We start from the raw sequence: 18,316 nt of genomic DNA, 5'->3' as shown, positions 1-18,316 counted from the left end.
AAAGGGAGGGTAGGGGAGAGAATCTCCCCATAAAAGAGAGATTATTTGTTTTCAATCCAGCCTTTTTCTTCCCATACTTTTTGAGCTTCTTTGCTTTGAATGAAGTTGATGAAATTCTCTGCACTTTGAGCATTGGGTGAATCATTGGTTACAACAATCTCACTTGCTCTATAAATCACGCTTGATTTTCCACTTCTGACAAACTCGGCTTTGTCTTTGCCAATGGTGTTTGCCCAATGCTTCCAGATGATGAGTGCATCAATGCTAGGATCATTATTCCAGCTCTCTACTGCTGATTTAGAGTTGGGAGCAAAGACTTTGATATTTTTTCTTAGAGCGACAAGATTTTCTCTTTTGCCATGTTTAAGTGCCATATCTTCATAAAGCCCCACTTGTCCTGCACCATTAACCACCATAATTTTTACATCTTTTCTAAGCAAATCTTTAAAATTCTTGATTTTCTTAGGGTTTTTGGGGCGAACGATAATCCCTGCCTCACGGATATTGAGAACTTTGATTTTCTCAGCACTAATCTTGCCTCCAAGCTTACTCACAAATGTATCCATCATCGCTGAATTTCCACTAAAGATGATATCAGCCTTTGCTTTTGCCTCATCCATCCAAGCACTTGCAGGTCCTGCTGTGATGATTACTTTTTCTCCACTTTTTTGCTCATACATTGAAGCTAATTCTTTGAGAACTGGAGCAGGTCCCCCTGGCCCATAGACATATACTTCAGCGTTGAGAAACGCACCGATGAGTGCTGTAAATAATGCAATTTTTTTCATTATTACTCCTTGTTTTGAAATTTAAATGGGAGGCAATCATAGGGAGCGAAAGTAAATGTTTAATTAAAACTTAGATATTTTCTATTTCAATCATTCTTGATTTGAGTTGAGTATCTCATACTCTAGCTTTGCCTCTTCAAGGAGCTTTTGAGCTTCATTGAGGTATTGCAAGCCTTGTTTGTAGATTTGCATACTTTCTTTGAGTGAAAGGTTTTGGTTGTTGAGATGATCAAGTGCTTTTTTGGATAGCTCCACAAGTGTTTCAAAATCTTTTTTTTCTTCTTTTTTCTCATTCATTACTCAAACCTTCCTTGATATTTTAATCTTACTAGCAATTGTATATTATAATTTTCTCTCATTATAACTATAAGGACATTTTTTGAGAAAGCTTCAAAATTTTTTGCTGTTGTTGTTTGTGCTTTGTGTGGGTGTGTATCTTTTCAAATCAGGCAAAATCGATTGGGAAAAAAAGCTAAGCCTTGAAGTGCTAGATCTTTTCCCTCAAAGCCAAGAGAGAGAGTGGGTGGATTTGCATCGCAAGTTTGGGGATTCTAAGTTTATCTATGTAGCACAAGAAAATCCCAAAGAGTTTGACTCTTTTCTCAAAGAAGTGGCTCTTCTTCCCAATATCAAAATCATTCATCGCAAAATCGAGCCAAGCCCTGCCCTCAAAGACTTTATAGCCAAAAATTATTTTTATCTAGGGGAGCTTAAACCCAATTCCCAATCTAGCACCCAAATCGCCCAAGCCCTGCTTCAAAACTCTCAACTCCCAAGTTTCAATCCCTTTGATCCCCTCTCTCTCATCTCTATCCCCTCTATCCACAGAGATTTTTTCTTGCAAGGCACACCCTATGTCATCATAGAGATGAGGGATTCTGAAGCAAAGAGCGTGCATAAACTTTACTCAGAATTCCTTCCCCTAGCTCAAAAATACAATATCACCCACTACTTCTCCCCACTTTTTATGAGTGTGGAAAATCCTCAACTCATCTTAGATGAAGCCAATGTCTTGATGGGACTTGCAGGGATTTTCTTTTTTGTCTTGTATTTTGTGATTTTGAGAATGCCATTTTTGACTTTCAATATGATTGCCACGCTTCTTTTCTCTAATGCGACTGCGATTTTGATTATGCTTTTTGCATTCCCACAAGTGAGCGTTATGTCTTTGAGTTTTGGGATAGGTATCAGCAATATTTGTATTGATTATCTTATGCATCACCACTATCTTGGCTACTACCAAAACAGAAAAATATCTTTCAATACTTCAGTTTTCTATGGGTTTCTCACTACCCTCATTGGCTTTTTTGTCTGCCTTTTTGTCCCTTTCCCACTCCTCAATCAGCTCTCACTCTATGCAATCATCAATCTAGGGATTGCCTATCTTTGCTTTGCCTTTATGTTTCAAGGGATTGGCTTTGCAAAGCCCAAATTCTACCCCTTTCTCCACAAGCTCTCATTTCCCTTTTTCCCTGTCCTCATTATCTTGCTTTTCTCTCTTATTGCAGGAGGCGTGGCTTTCACTCATCTTAAAGCCGATTTTGATCTCTCAAAGCTTGATTATCAAAACAAAGCGATGAATGCCCAAAAGGATTATTTCTCTCCACTCTCGCAAAACTATGTCCCCTATCTCATCTTTGCCCCCTCACTTGATGCCCTTATTGCCAAAGCTAGAGAAATCAATCGCCTTGATACCAACAACCCCATAGCTCTAGGAATCTTGCCTACAAAATCAGAAGTCAAAAAGCGTGAGAGATATTTTAAATCAATGTCCTTTTTTGACTTTACCAAACGCTACAAAGACGCTCTGTATGAACTAGAGAGAAGTGATAAGACTTTGAGCCAAACCCTATCAATGAGCTATCGCTATATCCCCTCTTGGCAAGAAAATCTTGATTTGAAGACTTTGCAATCTTTGGGCTTTTTCATCATCTCTTATAAAGGGCAATACTATTATCAAGCCCAAAGCAATGATATTGCCAAACTCAAGCACATTCAAGGAATCAATCTCACCCAAACCCAAGAGTATATCACTTCAATCACAAGCAGTATCTATGCCCCAATGGTGAGTATTTTGACTTTGGCTTTTGTAGCGATGGTTATTCTTTTGGCTATAAGCACAAGGGGAGCATTCCTCAATGCACTCACTTTCATTCTTTTCCCATTTTGTAGCGTAATGCTCTACCTCTCTCTCACTGCTCCAATCAACATTATGCACCTCTTTGCATTGCTTATTGTTGTGGTTGTGGGGGTGGATTATGGAATCTATCACACCAAAGAGGGCAACACACTTGGAGCAACTCACGCGATTTTGTTCTCTACTCTCACTACACTTTTTTCTTTTGGATTTTTCCTCTTTAGCAAAATTAGAGCGTTAAATTCTTTTGGAGAGGTGATTGTGATAGGAATGAGCTGTTTGCTCTTTTTGATTTTCTTTCAAAAAGATATTAAAGGAAACGCCTCTTGAGTATGGATTTTGCTTATAGCTTTGATTGTAGAGCGTGTGAAGAGTGTGGGGGGAAGTGCTGTGTGGGGGAGAGTGGATATATTTTCACTTCCATTGCCGAGCTAGAGAAAATGGCTGATTTTTTGGGAATGGAATTTAACCAATTTACACAAACTTATGTTAAAAAGGTGGGATATAAATTTTCTTTGATTGAAAAGAGTTATCAAGAGGGTTTTGCGTGTATCTTTTTTGATGAGGTGCAAAAAAATTGCAGTATCTACCCCGTGCGTCCTAAACAATGCAGAGATTTTCCATTTTGGGAGATTTTCAAAGAAAGGGAGCATTTGGATTATCTCTTGAAGGAATGCAAAGGAATCCAATTAGAGAGGAAAGAATGAAAAAAGTTTTATGTCTATTATTTTGCTTTTTAACCCTTTGGGGATTCAATGAAGATGATATGGTCAATGAAGCCCTTAATGCAGTAGATACCAAAGAATACGCCAAAGCTAGAGATCTCTATCTTGTGCTATATGAAGAGAGCCATAAATTAGAGTATTTTAGAGAGGCGATTTTGGTTTCCTCTCTCCTCAATGACCCTCAAGGCACAATCAATCTTGTTTTATCCTATCAGAAAAAAAGCAAAGAATATGATTTGGAGATTGAAAAGGTTTTGGCAGATTCTTATCTTAGGCTTGGAGATGTGCCAAACTCTATTGCTATTGTTGAGAGTATCCAAAAAAAAGAAAGCACTCCTTTGGTGCATGAGATATTAGGAAGTTTGTATTTGCAGAGCAATCGCGTTGATGACGCTCTAGCACAATTCAATGAAGCCTATAAGGGAGATCATAGCGAGAGGAGTTTGGAGCAAATCATTGCAATTTATAGCAACTCCCAAAACAATGAGCGTATCGGAGAACTTCTTAATAGTCATCTTGAAAAATATGGTTGCTCTCAAGAGCTATGCAAAAGAAGTATTGAGTTTTATGTCAAAACCAAACAGATTAGCCGTGTAGAAAAACTTCTCAAAGAGATTGAGGAGAAATCCCCCACTATTCAAAACGCCACTAATCTCATCGCAGTTTATGCTTATGAAAAAAAATACGATGAAGCCATTGAGGTTGCCAAAAAATACCCCCTCAATCGCTCTATCCTCCTAGAGCTTTATCTTGGAAAAGGAGATTTCTCCCTAGCTTCCAATCAAGCTAAGCTTATCTATGAGGAGAGCAAAAACTATGAAATGCTTATCCTCTCTCAAATCTATTTTTTTGAAACAATCAAAGATAACCCCAATAAAGACACAATCCTCTCAATCATCAAAAAATTACAATATGCAATCAGTGAGCTAAAAAAACAAAAACAAACCCCGCAATCTTTTGGAGAATATCTCAACTTTTTGGGGTATTTGATGATTGATTATGATGTGGATATCAAAAAGGGAATGGAGTATGTCAAAGAAGCCCTAGCTCTCTCGCCTGAAAATGTAGAATTTATTGATTCCTTAGCGTGGGGGTATTATAAGCTAGGAGATTGTAATCAGGCTAAGAGAGAATTTGATAAGATACCAAAAGCAAAAATACAAGAGCATAATGACTTAAAAACTCACCAAAAAGCCCTTTTGGAATGCAAAACTAAGTAAATTTTGTATTTTTTAGCTCATATTAAGAAAAATTTGGTTAAAAGGGAGCTTTTAAACCAAAAAGTAGGAGAAGAAAATGTCAGTAATGATTGGCGATGAATGTATTGCGTGTGATGCGTGTCGTGAGGAATGCCCCAATGAGGCGATTGAAGAGGGTGATCCAATCTATTGTATTGATCCAGATCGTTGCACAGAGTGTGTAGGGTATTATGATGAGCCAAGCTGTATTGGGGTTTGTCCTGTTGATGCAATCAGTGCAGATCCTGACAATGCAGAGAGTATTGAGGAACTCAAATACAAATTTGAACAACTCCAAGAGAGTGAATAAGAGGGAAAATGGCAAAAATTGTCGCAGTCATTGACATCGGATCAAATTCTGCAAGAATGGCAGTTTTTGCTAGAACAAGTCGCTATGGCTTCTATCTCTTAGAGGAGTGCAAATCAAGGGTAAGGATTTCTGAGGGGAGTTATGAAAACGATGGATTTCTCCAAGAGATTCCGATGCAAAGGACACTCCAAGCACTCAAAAATTTCACCCAAGTTGCCAAAAGCAAAGGAGCTAGGAAAATCTTTTGTGTAGCCACAAGTGCTTTGAGGGACGCTCCAAACTCTAGGGACTTTTTGCAAAGAGCTAAGAGAGAAGCAGGAGTGCAAATCAAAATCATTGATGGCGATAAAGAGGCGTATTTTGGGGCTTTGGCGTGTTTGAATCTTTTGCACCAAAATGAGGGGATTACTATTGATGTAGGAGGGGGATCGAGTGAGTGTGCCCTGCTTAATGGTGGAGCAATCGTGCAAAAAATCTCCCTTGATATTGGAGCGATTCGCATAAAAGAGCTTTTTTTTGATGGCAAAAACGACATTGAAGGAGCGAAATCTTTCATCAAAAAAGAGCTTGAAAAACTCCCCTCAATCTTCTCTCACAAATACGCTTTGGGCATAGGGGGAAGTATCCGAGCATTGAGCAAGATTATTGCCAAAGAGAGGGGAGTGGCGTTTTTGCACGGACTAGAAGTAGAGGCTCAGTATTATCTTGATTTTTGCAAAAAGATTTGCAATGGCTCAAGCTCCAATCTCAAAGATATGGGATTCAATGAAGATAGGCTTGATAGCATTAGAGGAGGGGCATTGATTTTTGCTTCACTTTTGGAGTATTTTGGAGTGAAAAAAGTGATTACAAGTGGGGTAGGGGTGAGAGAGGGGGTGTTTTTGCAAGATTTACTTAGAGGGCATAATGGCAGATTCCCCAAAGGTTTTAATCCCTCTTTCCGCTCTTTGCTTGATCGCTTTGAGGGTAAGCACTCTTTGGGAAAAGAGATTAAAAGAGAAGCTCTAAGACTTTTTGATGTCCTCTCTCCTCTCCACTCTCTCTCCTCTGAGCTGAAAAAACCTCTAGCAATCGCTTCAAGATTGAGTATGCTTGGAGAGGTTTTGGGGTGTCATTCTTGCTCTTTGCATAGCTCTTATTTAGCTTTCAATGGCTTGGAGTACGGATATTCTTATCAAGAAAGACAGCTAGTGAAAACCTTGATTGAGTATTCCAACAAAAAAACCCCCAAAGAAAGCAAATTCAAACACCTCTCTCTCAAAGATTTAAAAATCCTCACAGATATTCTAGCCCTAGCCAAAATCCTAGCCACCAAAGATTGCAAACTAGAATACAGACTTGATAGCGATAATGATTTGCATATCATCGGAGAGAGCTATCTAGCAAGAGATCAAATCCAAAAAATCAGCAAAAATTTTGATTTTGGCATAGAGTTTGGCGAGAAAACCCTAAGCCGAGTCTTTCACAAAACCCATTATCAGGTTTCTTTTTAGTGCGTATTGCGATTGTTAGGCTTTCAGCACTTGGCGATGTCATCGTTGCTCTCTCCTCTCTCCCCACCCTCAAAGCCCAATATCCTCAAAGCCAAATTGATTGGTTTGTTGATGAGCGTTTTGCTCCCATACTTCAAAACTCCCCCTATATTGACAATCTCTACTCAATCCCCCTCAAAAGAGCTTTCTCAAAGTTTGATTTTAAGGCAATCAAGGGGATTTTCTCCACTCTCTCTCAAACTCCAAGGTATGATAAAGTGATTGATATGCAAGGGCTTCTTAAGTCTGCAATTTTGGGGAAATTCCTCAAGAGCAATGCCTTTGTTGGATTTGATTGGCACTCTATCAAAGAGCCTATGGCTTCACTTTTTTATACCCAAAAAATCTCAATCCCCTATGAGAGAAATATTTTAGAGAGAAATGAAGCAGTCTTGCAAATCTCCTCCACCATAGCTCACGCCCAAGCCTTTGGATTTACCCCTCAAGCTCACAAGAAGATTCAGTCCCTTCTCTCTATCTCCACCCAAACCAAAGTCTTGCTAGTCTTAGAAGCTTCCAAGAGGGAAAAAATGTATCCCCTAGAGCAATACGCCTCTTTAATGGAGCTACTCAAAAATCAAAACTTCACATTCTTTCTCCTCTCTCACGCTTACAGAGATGAGGCAGAGAAACTAGGGGGTAGTGGGGTTTTGCTCCCACCCCTCTCTTTAGATGAAGTCAAAGCCTTAGTAAGTAGTGTGGATATTGTAGTGGGGGGAGATACAGGAATCACTCATCTAGCTTGGGCGATGCAAAAGCCCTCAATCACACTCTATGGCAATACCCCAATGCAGAGATTTATCCTCAAAGGAGAAAAAAACTTCTCCCTAAGTGGCAATAATGAGGCAAACTATCAAAAAAATGATTTTTCTATCGCTAAAATTTCACCCAAAGAAATTGCAGATTTGCTTATAAGGATAAGAGAGTGAAGAGTATTGTCGGTAAATTGATTGTATGGAGTTTTTGTGCTTTGGGGTGGATTCTTGCTCATATCCCACATAAGGCATTTTTGGGGGTTGTATATACTTTGAGTGCTTTGATGAGGTTACTTGATAGGCGACGACACAAAGACGCTATGGCAAACCTAGAGTTTGTCTATCCTACAATGCCACTTGAAGAGAAGAGGGCAATCATCAAGAGGTGTTATCAAAACTTCTCTTTTGTCTTGCTAGAGAGTGCAAGGGCGTTATATATGCCCAAAGAAGCTCATCTAGCAAGATTTCATTTTGAAAATCTCCACTATCTCCAAGACATAGTCGCTCAAGAAGAGAGCTTTGTGCTACTTTCGGCTCATTTTGGGTATTGGGAAGCGATGGCAAATGCTCTTCCTCAGTTTGCTCAAGGGTATGGAATGTATTCTTTGGGGAGATTAACCCAATTTGAAGCCGTCAATGAGATGATTATCCAAAGTCGTGAAAACTATGGAGTAAAACTCATCAACAAAAAAGGCTCACTCAAGCAACTTCTCAAAATCTACACCCAACCCAAACAAGCCGTAGGAATCTTGGTGGATCAAAATATGAGTGAGAGTGAGGCAGTATGGGTGGAATTTTTTGGCAAAGAGGTAACCCATAGCCCTGTGGCTTCAATCCTTTCAAGGCGTTATAATATCCCTATCTTGCCTGTATATATTGATTTTAATGAGGACTATACGCAATTTTTTGTCAAATTTTATGCTCCATTTAAAACCCCCAATACCCACGATATGGACAAAGACTTGCTAGAAGCCACACAGATTCAAGCCTCACTTACCCAAGAAGTCATACAATCCTCGCCTTCAAGCTGGTTTTGGTTTCATAAGAGATTCAAAGCCAAATATCCTGAGATTTATTCCTAATGGCATTTGAGATTATCTATTGCAATGAGAGGATACACACCTATCTCCAAAAGCTAGAAACACCTCTTGCTCAAAAGGCATTTGAGTTGATAGAGGATTTATCAAAAAATGGCAATAAACTTGATTTGCTCCATACTAAAACTCGGTGCGAACATATTTTTAAAATCAGAGTGAAATCCCCTAGACAATCCCTAAGAGTGTTTTATACTTTTGTGGGGGAAAATCTCTATATCCTTCACGCCTATATCAAAAAAGATCAGAAGACTCGCAACAAAGAGCTAGATTTGGCAGTGAAGCGATTAAGAAGCATTTAATCGACTTCTATCTGCTAAAACTCTGTAATACTCCTCCACTATCTCAAAGAGGGCTTTTATACCCTCTTGCAATAGGCTAGGGGAAAAACTTTGTGATACTTCCTTGCTTACGCTAAAGAAGTATCAGCAAATCTTTGCTAGAGTGAGCCAAGCCCACTCTAAATAATGAGAAAAACTGACAAGAAAAACAGAGCCTTTTTAAGATAAAAATCTCAACAAAGCAGTAGGCTCTGTGATACCTCCACTTTGAGAACCCTCTTTAATCTCTCATAGAGGTATCAGCAAACCTACTATCTATGATAAGCCCTTTTGATAAGGGCTTGATTTCCACTCCCCTTTTTTCTTTTTTCCCACCCCTCTTTCTCTTTTTTTACTTTCCACCCCTCTTTCTCCCACTCCCTTTTCTCTATCCTTATATCCTAGAAGCTATATCTTGCTCCAAGATTAAACTGCATAAAGGTTCTTTGCTTATCTCCAAAGCTCTTTTCTACATCGATATACATTCTAGCCCCCTTAGTTAGCTCAATATTGCTTCCGATATTAAGAATAGCTCTTCCATTGCTTTCTAGTGATTGCAAAGGATTGCTAACTTCTCCTTGAGAGCTAATGAGTGCATAATCAGAGCTTCCTCCCTCAATGTAATCATACTCATAGAATGCTCCTACATACACACTTGCAAATCCTCTATCAGTATTGAACTTCTTACCTAGACTTAATCCTGCTCTATTTCTTAGAGTGAGGATACTATCTTGAGTAGCTTTAATCATCCTTGTAGCACTTTCATTGAGTGCTTGATTGAAATCGCTTTGATTGAAGTATCCCAAAGCAACCTCTACTTGAGGATCAATATACCAGCTTCCTTTCTCACTCTCACCAAAGCTATATCGATATCCAAACTCATCACTTACAATGAAAGCAAAGTTATTAGTGCTGTTTTGTTGTGAGTTTGCTCCTGTTTTTAGGGTAAAGTCGCTCATAATGTAATCAAACTTAAGGATAGTGTCATTATACCAACCACTATCACTCACATAAGAGTTGTAAAGCCCTACTTCTATCATAGAGGAGCTGATATTATCCAATACTCCATCATTGGGATTGCTTGAAGGGTTGCTTTTGGTGCTAGAAGAGCCATAAGCTAGAGCAATTCCCATAAAGTTTCTTGCACTCTCTCCTACACTAAGTGAATAGTCATATCCTGCTTGAGCTGTGAGATAATCAGTCTTACTTCCCACTCCAAAGTCATTACTCATATTCCCCCCAAACACTCTAGCCCATACTCCATTGCTCTCTTGAGTATTTCTTAGCTCTCCCATTCTTTTATTTAGAGAGTTGAAGTTGGCAAGGTAAAGATCATAATTGACAGCTAGAGCTGAAGTGACTACTTCTTGGATAGATTCATCTACTCCCTTGCTTATCGCTCCTCCGATATAGTATCCCCCTTTTCCATCTGAAGAGAGTGTGATTTGGACAATCTCTCCATCAAGATTGCTTGTGCCACCTGTGGCTTTATCACTTCCTGAATCTCCGATTTGAGCGACTTTGACATTATTACTTCCACCATCTTCATAAGTGATAGAGAAGATTTCATCTGCATTTCCTACTGCTGAGATTGTGAGGACTCCTGTGGAGTTTGTGCCACTCACTGTAACCAAGTTAGCCTTATCGCTTTGGGTGGTATCAACATAAGTGATGACATTAGCATTAGCATTGCAATCTCCTGTGATTGTAAGGGTTTTGCTTGTGTTTGCTCCACTTGAAACAAAGTCAATGCTTCCTCCACTTCCTGCTAGAGAAGTGATTTTTGAATCTGCTCCCAAAGAGAGAGTAGAGTTATTGAGAGTAAGGTTGATTTGATCACTTCCACTACCCGAATCCAATCCAGCCACTGCATAAAGATTTGCACCATTATTGAGAGCAAGGTTAATGTTGTGGGTTGAGGTAGGAGTGATTGCATTAGTTACTTCTACATTTCCTCTCTCAATATTAAGCGAACCACCATTTGCTGAAGTAAGAGAGGTGATTCTTGCACTTCCTACAAGAGTATTGTTATCTCCTTGAATGTCAAGAGAGTTGAGGGTATTGCCATTGAGTGAAAGGGTTGTGGCATTGCTTCCTGAACTGATAAGGGCAATATCAAGACTTCCTACACCTCTTGTAGTTTGAGCAATTAAGTTGATAGAAGCTGAAACACCACTTGAATTGTTTGTAGCGTCAAGAACAAGCTTATTGCTTGTAGTTGCATTGGCATTGAGTGTGTTGATAGTTACATTACTTGCTGTGAGGGTTGTTGTGTTGTCTGCTCCATTGAGGTTGAGATTGCTTAGAGCGATAGAAGTTCCTGCAATGGTGTTAGAGGTTGTTGCACCTGCATTGATAGTCGCACTTCCATTATTGCTCAATCCTTGTGAGAATGTAAGTGTGGCATCAGTCCCTCCTAAGTCAATCGCTAGAGATTGGTTTGCTCCTACACTAACCTTGCTTGAAATAGTCGTGCTAGTAAGTGAGGAGAGATTAAGAGTATTATTTCTTGTAGCACCATTTAGCACGATACCTGCTAGGGTGATTGTTTTTCCTCCACCATTTGCTCCACTAATTGCAATACTTGAAGTTCCACTTCCACTAAATCCTGCTGTGAGGTTATCTCCACTGAGGGCTGTGATAGTAAGAGCTGAATCATTTGCAATCAAAGTCCCTGCATTGCTTGAAACTACACTAGCAAAAGTGTTAGCTCCACTATTGGAAACTGAGAGAGAAGTATTATTCGCAAAGGTTAGAGTATCTACATTGATAGTTTGATTATTGGCAATGATTCCTGCATTTCCTGTAATGCTAAGATTTGCTGAAGTTCCACTTCCCTTAGCGTATCCACCTGTGAGGGTAAGATTTGCATCTCCTAGTTTGATTGTCAAATCACTACCACTTGTTAGAGTTACACTATCTAATGTGCTATTTCCCTTAGTGAATTCTAGTGTGTTGTTTGTAGAAGTTGTGCCAAATGCAACGCCTGTGAGGTGGTTGCCACTAGCAGAGAATGTGAAAGTTTTACTCTCACTTCCATCTCCAAACTTCAATCCCACACTATTGCCCACAACTGCACTTTGGATTGTGGCACTTACAGGAGTAGTGTTTGCTGTGGCATCAAGTGTAAGAGTGTTTGAGATAATTCTAGTTATCACTCTGCCATTTCGAGTATATGTGCTAGGAGCTGTAAATCCTGTGAGTGAAGTGATTGTGCTATTTCCTCCTTGAAGTGTCAAATCTGCATTGCTACTAGTGAAAGTGATAGAAGCGTTTGAGAGGCTTCCTGTGATGACTGAATTACTTCCTGCTACATTTACCCTTGCACTTCCATTCCCACTTGCTCCAAAGCTTCCCTTTAGAGTTGCATTGCTTCCATTGAAGTTAAGAGTGTTATTGAGTGAAGTGATGATAGAGCCTGAACCATCTCCACTACCACTTCCTGATTTTAGATTGATTGTAGAGTTAGCTCCTAGATTGATAGTGTTATGCACTCCACCTACTGCACTTGTATTTCCAATAGTGGCTGTTATACCATCAGCGACATTGAATGTGTTGTTTCCACTTGTGAGAGTGATTTTATCAAGCTCTGCGTTTTGGTTGAAGTTGATTGTGTTGCTTCCACCATCAAGAGTGAGGGCATTAGCTAGAGTTCCATTTGTGCTATTGAAGTCAATGATACTGCTTTCCCCTTTTCTGATAGTGATACCATTACCATCTCCTAGAGTAACAGTTGCATCTCCTCCTGCATAATTGACATAAAGTGTCCCTTTGCTATTGAGATTGATATCGCCCTCAACTTTTTTAGCTCCACTTCCACTAATAATCACTCCCAAAGTTCCATCAATGACAAGCCCACCTGTGGTAGCGATTGTAGAGTTTTGATCTCCTTTGAAATCAAAGCTGAGAGATTTGCCTGTGTTGATAGTGGTAGCTCCTGAGATTGTGGCATTGACTGCACCATTTCCACCTGTGGTTGAAGTATCAAGCACCAAGACACCATCTGTGGCTTGGCTGTTGATTGTCTTGAAAGTATTATTTGTAGATTGGAGAGTGAGGATAGATTTCCCTGCATTGAAGGCTAGTGTTGCATTGCTGACTGCCCCTGTGATTGTCCCACTGACAATTTCTTTATCAGCACTTCCGACATTGATGGTCGCACTTCCTTGTGTCGCACTTGTCGCTCCAAACCCACCCTTAAATGTCGCTTCATTTCCTTTGAAGTTGAGAGTGTTATTAAGTCCTGAAGAAGTGAGTGTTCCACTTCCATCAGCTCCACTTCTTTCCTTTAGATTGAGAATCGCATAGTCATCTAGGTTGATTGTATTAGATACGCTTCCGACTTGGTCTGTAACGATTGTAGCTGTGATTTTATCGGTTTTAGCCCCACTTTTTGGAGCATAGACATTGATTGTATTTGTTCCACTTGTGAGAGTAAGAGAGCTAATCTCAGCCGAACCTAAGAAGTTGATAGTATTATCTCCCCCATCAAGCGTAATCCCACTTCCATTGAGTGTAGAAGTGCTTGCTCCGTGGAAGTTGATGATACTTTTTCTATTTGCTCCAATCACGATAGCTTGTCCATCACCCAAAGTAACTTGAGCGTCAGAGCCTGAAAGAAAATCTATAAGGAGTGTTGAGCCTGTATCAAATGTGATATTTGCACTACCTTCAGCCAAGAGTTTTTTCTCTCCATTTCCACCAATTGATACTCCAAGAGTTGAGCCACTTCCCACTGTGATTCCATTGCTAAGAGTTACAATCGACTCCCCACTTCCACTAAATCCAAAGACTAGAGAACTATTTGAGCCAATTGTTGTAGTCTCAATCGTCGCCCCTGCTGTATCTTTCATCGTGATTCTTGCATTTTTTGCATTGCTTGTAACAGAGCTCAGGGTGTTATTGGCTTGAGTGAGGATAAGGTCTGAGTAGTAGTGCTGATTGTCTGTCCCACCTGTGAAAGTTACTTTTGCTACTCCTGAGTTTTTGGTAATCGCACCATTTAGCGTAACGCTTGTTTCACTTGGATTAAGTCTATCTGCACTTGAGGTTAGGGCAAGTGTGAGGTTTTGGTTTGCATTTACGCTGATAGCATTTGTAATAGTTGTATTTCCTGCATTTTGAGTGAGGATATTGTTTGCATTACTCAAAATAAGAGAGGTGATTGTATTTGTTCCCCCATTGATTTGTAGGCTTTGAGTTCCATTTGTCCCACTGAAAGTCAGAGTTCCAAGATTTGAAGTGTTGCTTCCTGCTTCAATGAGTGCATTAGCTGTTTGTGTAGTAACTCCTGTGAGGGCGTTATCACTAGCTCCTAGAGTAAGTGTGGCAAGATTGCTAGAGGCTGAAGTGCTTCCTGTGAAGATAACATTAGCTATACCTTGTGTGCCACTACCTGTATTGGCTGTTGTGATTGCACCTGATAGATTGAGTGTCGCACTCTTTGAGCTATCAGATGAGCCGATTTGTAGAGTGAGATTGTTGCCTGTATTTGAAGTGATAGCATTAGTGATTGTCGTGCTTCCTCCACCGATAGAGAGGGTGTTGTTTTGAGTGTTGAGCGTAAGGGTGGCAATCGTATTCTCTCCCCCATTGATAGAGAGAGTTTGAGCTGAATTGCCTGAGAAAGTAGCATTAAATGTGCTATCAGTGGAGTTAATCGTTACTGCACTTGAACCCTCTCCAAGTGTCAATGTGCCATTGGTGCTTGTAAGAGTGGCAAAAGTTGAATTTGCATTTTTGAATGTTGCATTAGCCGATGAATTGAGGATGAGATTTGTAGCGATAATATCTCCACCACTGAGAGTCCCTGTGTTGCTGACATTGATTGTAGAGATACCTGAACCTGTGGTTTTTAGTCCTAGATTATCGATATCCTTAGCAAGAGCTAACTCTGTGCCACTAAGATTGATAGCAAGTTGTTGAGTGTTGTCGATGGCAATCTTAGTGTTGATTGTCGTTGTGGTGGTTTGGGATAAGTCAAGAGTGTTGTTGGTTGAATTATCATTGACAACCACTTGCTTGAGGGTAGGAGTGGATTTGAGATTGAGGGTTGCTCCTTTGCTCTCTCCTTGTCCATTGAAATTAACAATAAGCTTATCCCCATTAGTCAATGTATCAATCGTTGTATTATTTGCATTGAGAGAGCCATCGATGATGAGTGTATCTCCATTTGTCGCAGTGCTTAGAGCTGTGAGGGTGGAGATAGCGTTAGATGAGCCTTTGAGGGTGAGGGTGGAGTCATCGCCTGTGAAGGTGAAATTATTTTTCCCTGTATTTGAAGTGATGTTTCCTGTTACCAAAATAGAGCTATTTGCTCCTACACTGATTAGGTTGTAGCTATTAGCGTTTTGTGTTGCATTCATTGTGTTGATGACAAGATTGCTATTTGCTCCACCCGTAAGAGTGTTGGTTTTAGCTCCATTGTTATGATTTCCAGCCGTTATAGAATCAATATAGGCTGTAAAAACACCTGTTGTGGTGATTGAAGTTGTAGCGTTTGCTCCACCATTTGTCAAGATAGTAATTTTTGAAGTGCTTGAGCCAAGAGTGAGGGCATTGCTTCCTGCATCGATTGTGTTTGTCCCTGCATTATTGGAGATATTACCATTGATAGAGTTTGCTTTTCCTTTTAGAGTGATTGTGTTTGTTCCACTTGCTGTGATACTTGCAATCGTTGTGCCATTGCCTGAAGAAACATAAATACAGTTACTTCCTCCACTATTGGCTGTGATAGCTCCTGTGGAGGTAAGATTTTCTACATTGATATAGTTTCCTCCATCACTTGCTGTGATTGAGCCAAAAGTATAAGTCCCACTTGCTGTGTAGGTGTCAGACATAAAGGTGGAGGCAAGATTGTTCTGTATCGTTGCATTATTAGCACCTGTAAATAATGCTGTGTTATACCCACTGCTATTGACAAGATTTTTACCAATGATATTGTTTCCATAGTTTGAGTTGATTGTGGTGATATTGGATGTTGTTGCACCACTATTGATACTGATGATATTGAGATTTTTAGACTTATCACTTCCAAGTCCCCAATTTGCTGTAGCAGAGAGTTCGGATAGCTTGATTGTATTAGTAGTTGCTCCTAGTAGAATGGTGTTGTTTGAATATCTCCCATGATTTTTTCCTTCATTATTTTTGACTTTAATGGTGCTACTGCCATTGCCTAAGGTTGCAGAAGTTCCCCTAAGGATGATAAGATTGTTGTAGTTGCCTAAACCAGTTGCTGAGTTTGTCATAGAGGAGAGAATATTTCCTGAAATATTGCTTACCCCATTGGCAAAGATATAGTTTTTACCCCCAAACCCACCATTTTGATTTGCATGGTCATCGTAGGTGGTTGAGATTGTGCCTGTGATATTGAGATTTTCTACATTGATATAGTTTGCCGAACTTCCCCTCTCTATGGTAATATCACCGATTGTATAAGTGCCTTTGGCTGTGTATTTATCTTGGGCAAATTCAGATAGGGCATTGCTCTTTAGTCGAATAGACTTGTATTGTGTTCCACCATTGCCACCTGTAAAAGTAGTCGTGGCTACTTCAAATAGATTATCATTATAATAGAAAGAATAGTCATCAAGATTTGTAAATCCTGCAGTTGCACTATCTTTGACTAATCCTGCACCGATGATTGTTGTCCCTCTATTGTTGGTGATTGATTCAATGGTTGCTTGATTTGTCAAGCTAGAACCTCCACTGAAATCTAAGAGGTTAAAAGTGCTTCGTCCTGTATCTCCTGTATAGTCAGGATCTCCTTTGATACCAAGATTTGTGAGATAAAGAGAGTTTGATGAACTTGCATTGAATAGAATAGTATTGTTTGAGGATTTGTTATATTGGCTTGCACTACTCGTTTTGTTTGTATTGTCAATCGTTATATTAACCTTAGCATCATTAGCCCCAATTGTTCCTGAAGTTCCTTTGAAAACAATGTAGTTGTTTTGATTGGCATTGAGAGTTTCAAATTTTTGATATCCTGAGATAATGTTGCCACTTATGATTCCTTGTGTGTTTCCTGCAAAAGTGATGATATTTCTAGAAGCTTCAAGAGAAGTGATATTTCCACCGATTGTAGCTGTGCCATTGCCTGTGAAGTTGATTTTATTGATTGCTCCATAGTATTGGTTGGCTGAACCTGCTGTTACATCCCAATTGCTCCAAGTATATCCATTGTGAGCACTGACATTTCCTGTGATTCCTACATTGTTGCCATTGAAGGTAAAGGTATTAACTCCTGTGTAGCCAATGATATCTCCTTGCAAAGAGCCACTTTGGAAAGTAAAGGTGGATTGAATATCTCTAAATCCTGAAGCCTTATTACCAGTATTGTAGTTGTTTCCTGCACTTTGATCTGTTTTATTCCATAGTGGAACTTTATTATCCTTGATATCTGATACATCAATAGTAATATTTCCTATCATATCCCCACCAAAAGTGGCTTCAAAAACATTGGTATTGATTCTGTTTCGATAATCAGGGCGAACAAGGGAGTTTGTATTGTCTTGATTGATATCCATTCCTGCTTTGATGAGGAGATTTCCGATAAGGGAAACGGCTCTGCCATCTTTTTGGCTTGTGCCTGTGAGGTTGAGAATCATCTTTCTTTTGTTTGTGCCATCGGAGCCGTTCCAATTGGCATTGCTAGTTTGATCGCTTGCTAGGAAATCAAATGTCAAAGTTTTGTCTTGCATATCGATTCCATTGGTTGAGGAAGCGAAAGACAATACAGGGGAGTTGGAAGTGGCATTTCCATTTTGGGTGATTGTATAGGTTGTCCCACTCAAAGAGCCTGTGCCTGTGCCATTAGCGTTGAATTGCAGAATAATATCTACAGGAGTTCTGTTGGAGCTATCAATTAGAGTATAGAAACTATTTGTTCCTCCACCATTGCTCCCATTCCAAGAAGCACCTGTAAGTGTCGCATTTTGTAAAGAATCATTTGTGCCATATTGGATACTAGGTTCTGTCGCTACTGCCACACTCACACCAAGTGCCAAAGCCAAAGAAGTGGCGATGAGGGGTTTGAAGCTAGTTTTTTGTATAGAGGGGTTTTGCTCTAATCTCTTATCTGCCCCCCCCCCCCTAGAGCAATTTTGGGTAACATTTTCATCTTACTTTCCTTTCGGTATTGAAATAAAATGCTCGGATTCTATCCAAAAACCAATAAAGAATAAACCAAAAAACAATCAATAGCAAATCAAATCTAGTGCTATTCCCAAAATGGCTCAAGAGATTCTTGTATTATTTTCAAGAGATTTTCCCATTATTTAATGTATCTCTCCCACCCCATTTTCTCCCTCTTTTCCCTCATTTTTCACTAAATTTGCAATTTTTTTCAAATTTTTTGCAATTTCTTGACTCATTTTCATTTTTTTGTTGTATTATTCCACTTCCCAATCAGTGAGA

11 protein-coding genes are annotated in these 18,316 nt (G+C 39.6%); 8 read left to right on the top strand and 3 right to left on the bottom strand.

Annotation, left to right across the window (positions count from 1 at the left end):
• Positions 1–41: 41 nt before the first annotated feature.
• Positions 42–788 carry an extracellular solute-binding protein gene (locus CQA58_RS06930; protein WP_115569993.1) on the bottom strand — a complete coding sequence of 249 codons (747 nt, stop codon included), beginning with the start codon at positions 786–788 and terminating at the stop codon, positions 42–44.
• 90 nt (positions 789–878) lie between these two features.
• Positions 879–1,085 carry an exodeoxyribonuclease VII small subunit gene (xseB, locus tag CQA58_RS06925; protein ID WP_115569992.1) on the bottom strand — a complete coding sequence of 69 codons (207 nt, stop codon included), beginning with the start codon at positions 1,083–1,085 and terminating at the stop codon, positions 879–881.
• A gap of 82 nt (positions 1,086–1,167) precedes the next feature.
• Between xseB and CQA58_RS06920 the strand changes: the two genes are divergently transcribed.
• From CQA58_RS06920 to CQA58_RS06885, 8 genes are all read left to right on the top strand, one after another.
• Positions 1,168–3,255 carry an MMPL family transporter gene (locus CQA58_RS06920; RefSeq protein ID WP_115569991.1) on the top strand — a complete coding sequence of 696 codons (2,088 nt, stop codon included), beginning with the start codon at positions 1,168–1,170 and terminating at the stop codon, positions 3,253–3,255.
• A gap of 2 nt (positions 3,256–3,257) precedes the next feature.
• A complete protein-coding gene (locus tag CQA58_RS06915) occupies positions 3,258–3,632 on the top strand; it encodes a YkgJ family cysteine cluster protein (protein ID WP_115569990.1) in 375 nt (124 codons plus the stop codon).
• Complete coding sequence (locus tag CQA58_RS06910) at positions 3,629–4,870, top strand: tetratricopeptide repeat protein (RefSeq protein ID WP_115569989.1); 1,242 nt, start codon at positions 3,629–3,631, stop codon at positions 4,868–4,870. Before CQA58_RS06915 ends, CQA58_RS06910 begins: the two co-directional genes overlap by 4 nt.
• A gap of 76 nt (positions 4,871–4,946) precedes the next feature.
• Complete coding sequence (locus tag CQA58_RS06905) at positions 4,947–5,198, top strand: YfhL family 4Fe-4S dicluster ferredoxin (protein WP_115569988.1); 252 nt, start codon at positions 4,947–4,949, stop codon at positions 5,196–5,198.
• Positions 5,199–5,206: 8 nt separating this feature from the next.
• Positions 5,207–6,691 (top strand): Ppx/GppA phosphatase family protein, encoded by a 1,485-nt coding sequence (locus CQA58_RS06900; protein ID WP_115569987.1) that lies wholly within the window; start codon positions 5,207–5,209, stop codon positions 6,689–6,691.
• Positions 6,691–7,659: a lipopolysaccharide heptosyltransferase I gene (gene waaC / locus CQA58_RS06895; RefSeq protein WP_115569986.1), complete on the top strand. Its 969-nt coding sequence runs from the start codon at positions 6,691–6,693 to the stop codon at positions 7,657–7,659. The genes CQA58_RS06900 and waaC overlap by 1 nt, the downstream gene beginning before the upstream one ends.
• Complete coding sequence (locus tag CQA58_RS06890; RefSeq protein WP_245942797.1) at positions 7,656–8,567, top strand: lipid A biosynthesis lauroyl acyltransferase; 912 nt, start codon at positions 7,656–7,658, stop codon at positions 8,565–8,567. Before waaC ends, CQA58_RS06890 begins: the two co-directional genes overlap by 4 nt.
• Positions 8,567–8,881: a type II toxin-antitoxin system RelE/ParE family toxin gene (locus CQA58_RS06885; RefSeq protein ID WP_115569985.1), complete on the top strand. Its 315-nt coding sequence runs from the start codon at positions 8,567–8,569 to the stop codon at positions 8,879–8,881. Before CQA58_RS06890 ends, CQA58_RS06885 begins: the two co-directional genes overlap by 1 nt.
• Before the next feature lie 419 nt (positions 8,882–9,300).
• Here the strand turns inward: CQA58_RS06885 and CQA58_RS06880 are convergent, their stop codons facing one another.
• Positions 9,301–17,889 (bottom strand): hypothetical protein, encoded by an 8,589-nt coding sequence (locus CQA58_RS06880; protein ID WP_115569984.1) that lies wholly within the window; start codon positions 17,887–17,889, stop codon positions 9,301–9,303.
• Positions 17,890–18,316 lie beyond the last annotated feature (427 nt).

Source organism: Helicobacter brantae (assembly GCF_003364205.1).
GTDB classification, from domain to species: Bacteria; Campylobacterota; Campylobacteria; order Campylobacterales; family Helicobacteraceae; genus Helicobacter_G; species Helicobacter_G brantae.
Note: the sequence above shows the minus strand (reverse complement) of the source record. Positions and strands in the feature narration are given on the sequence as shown.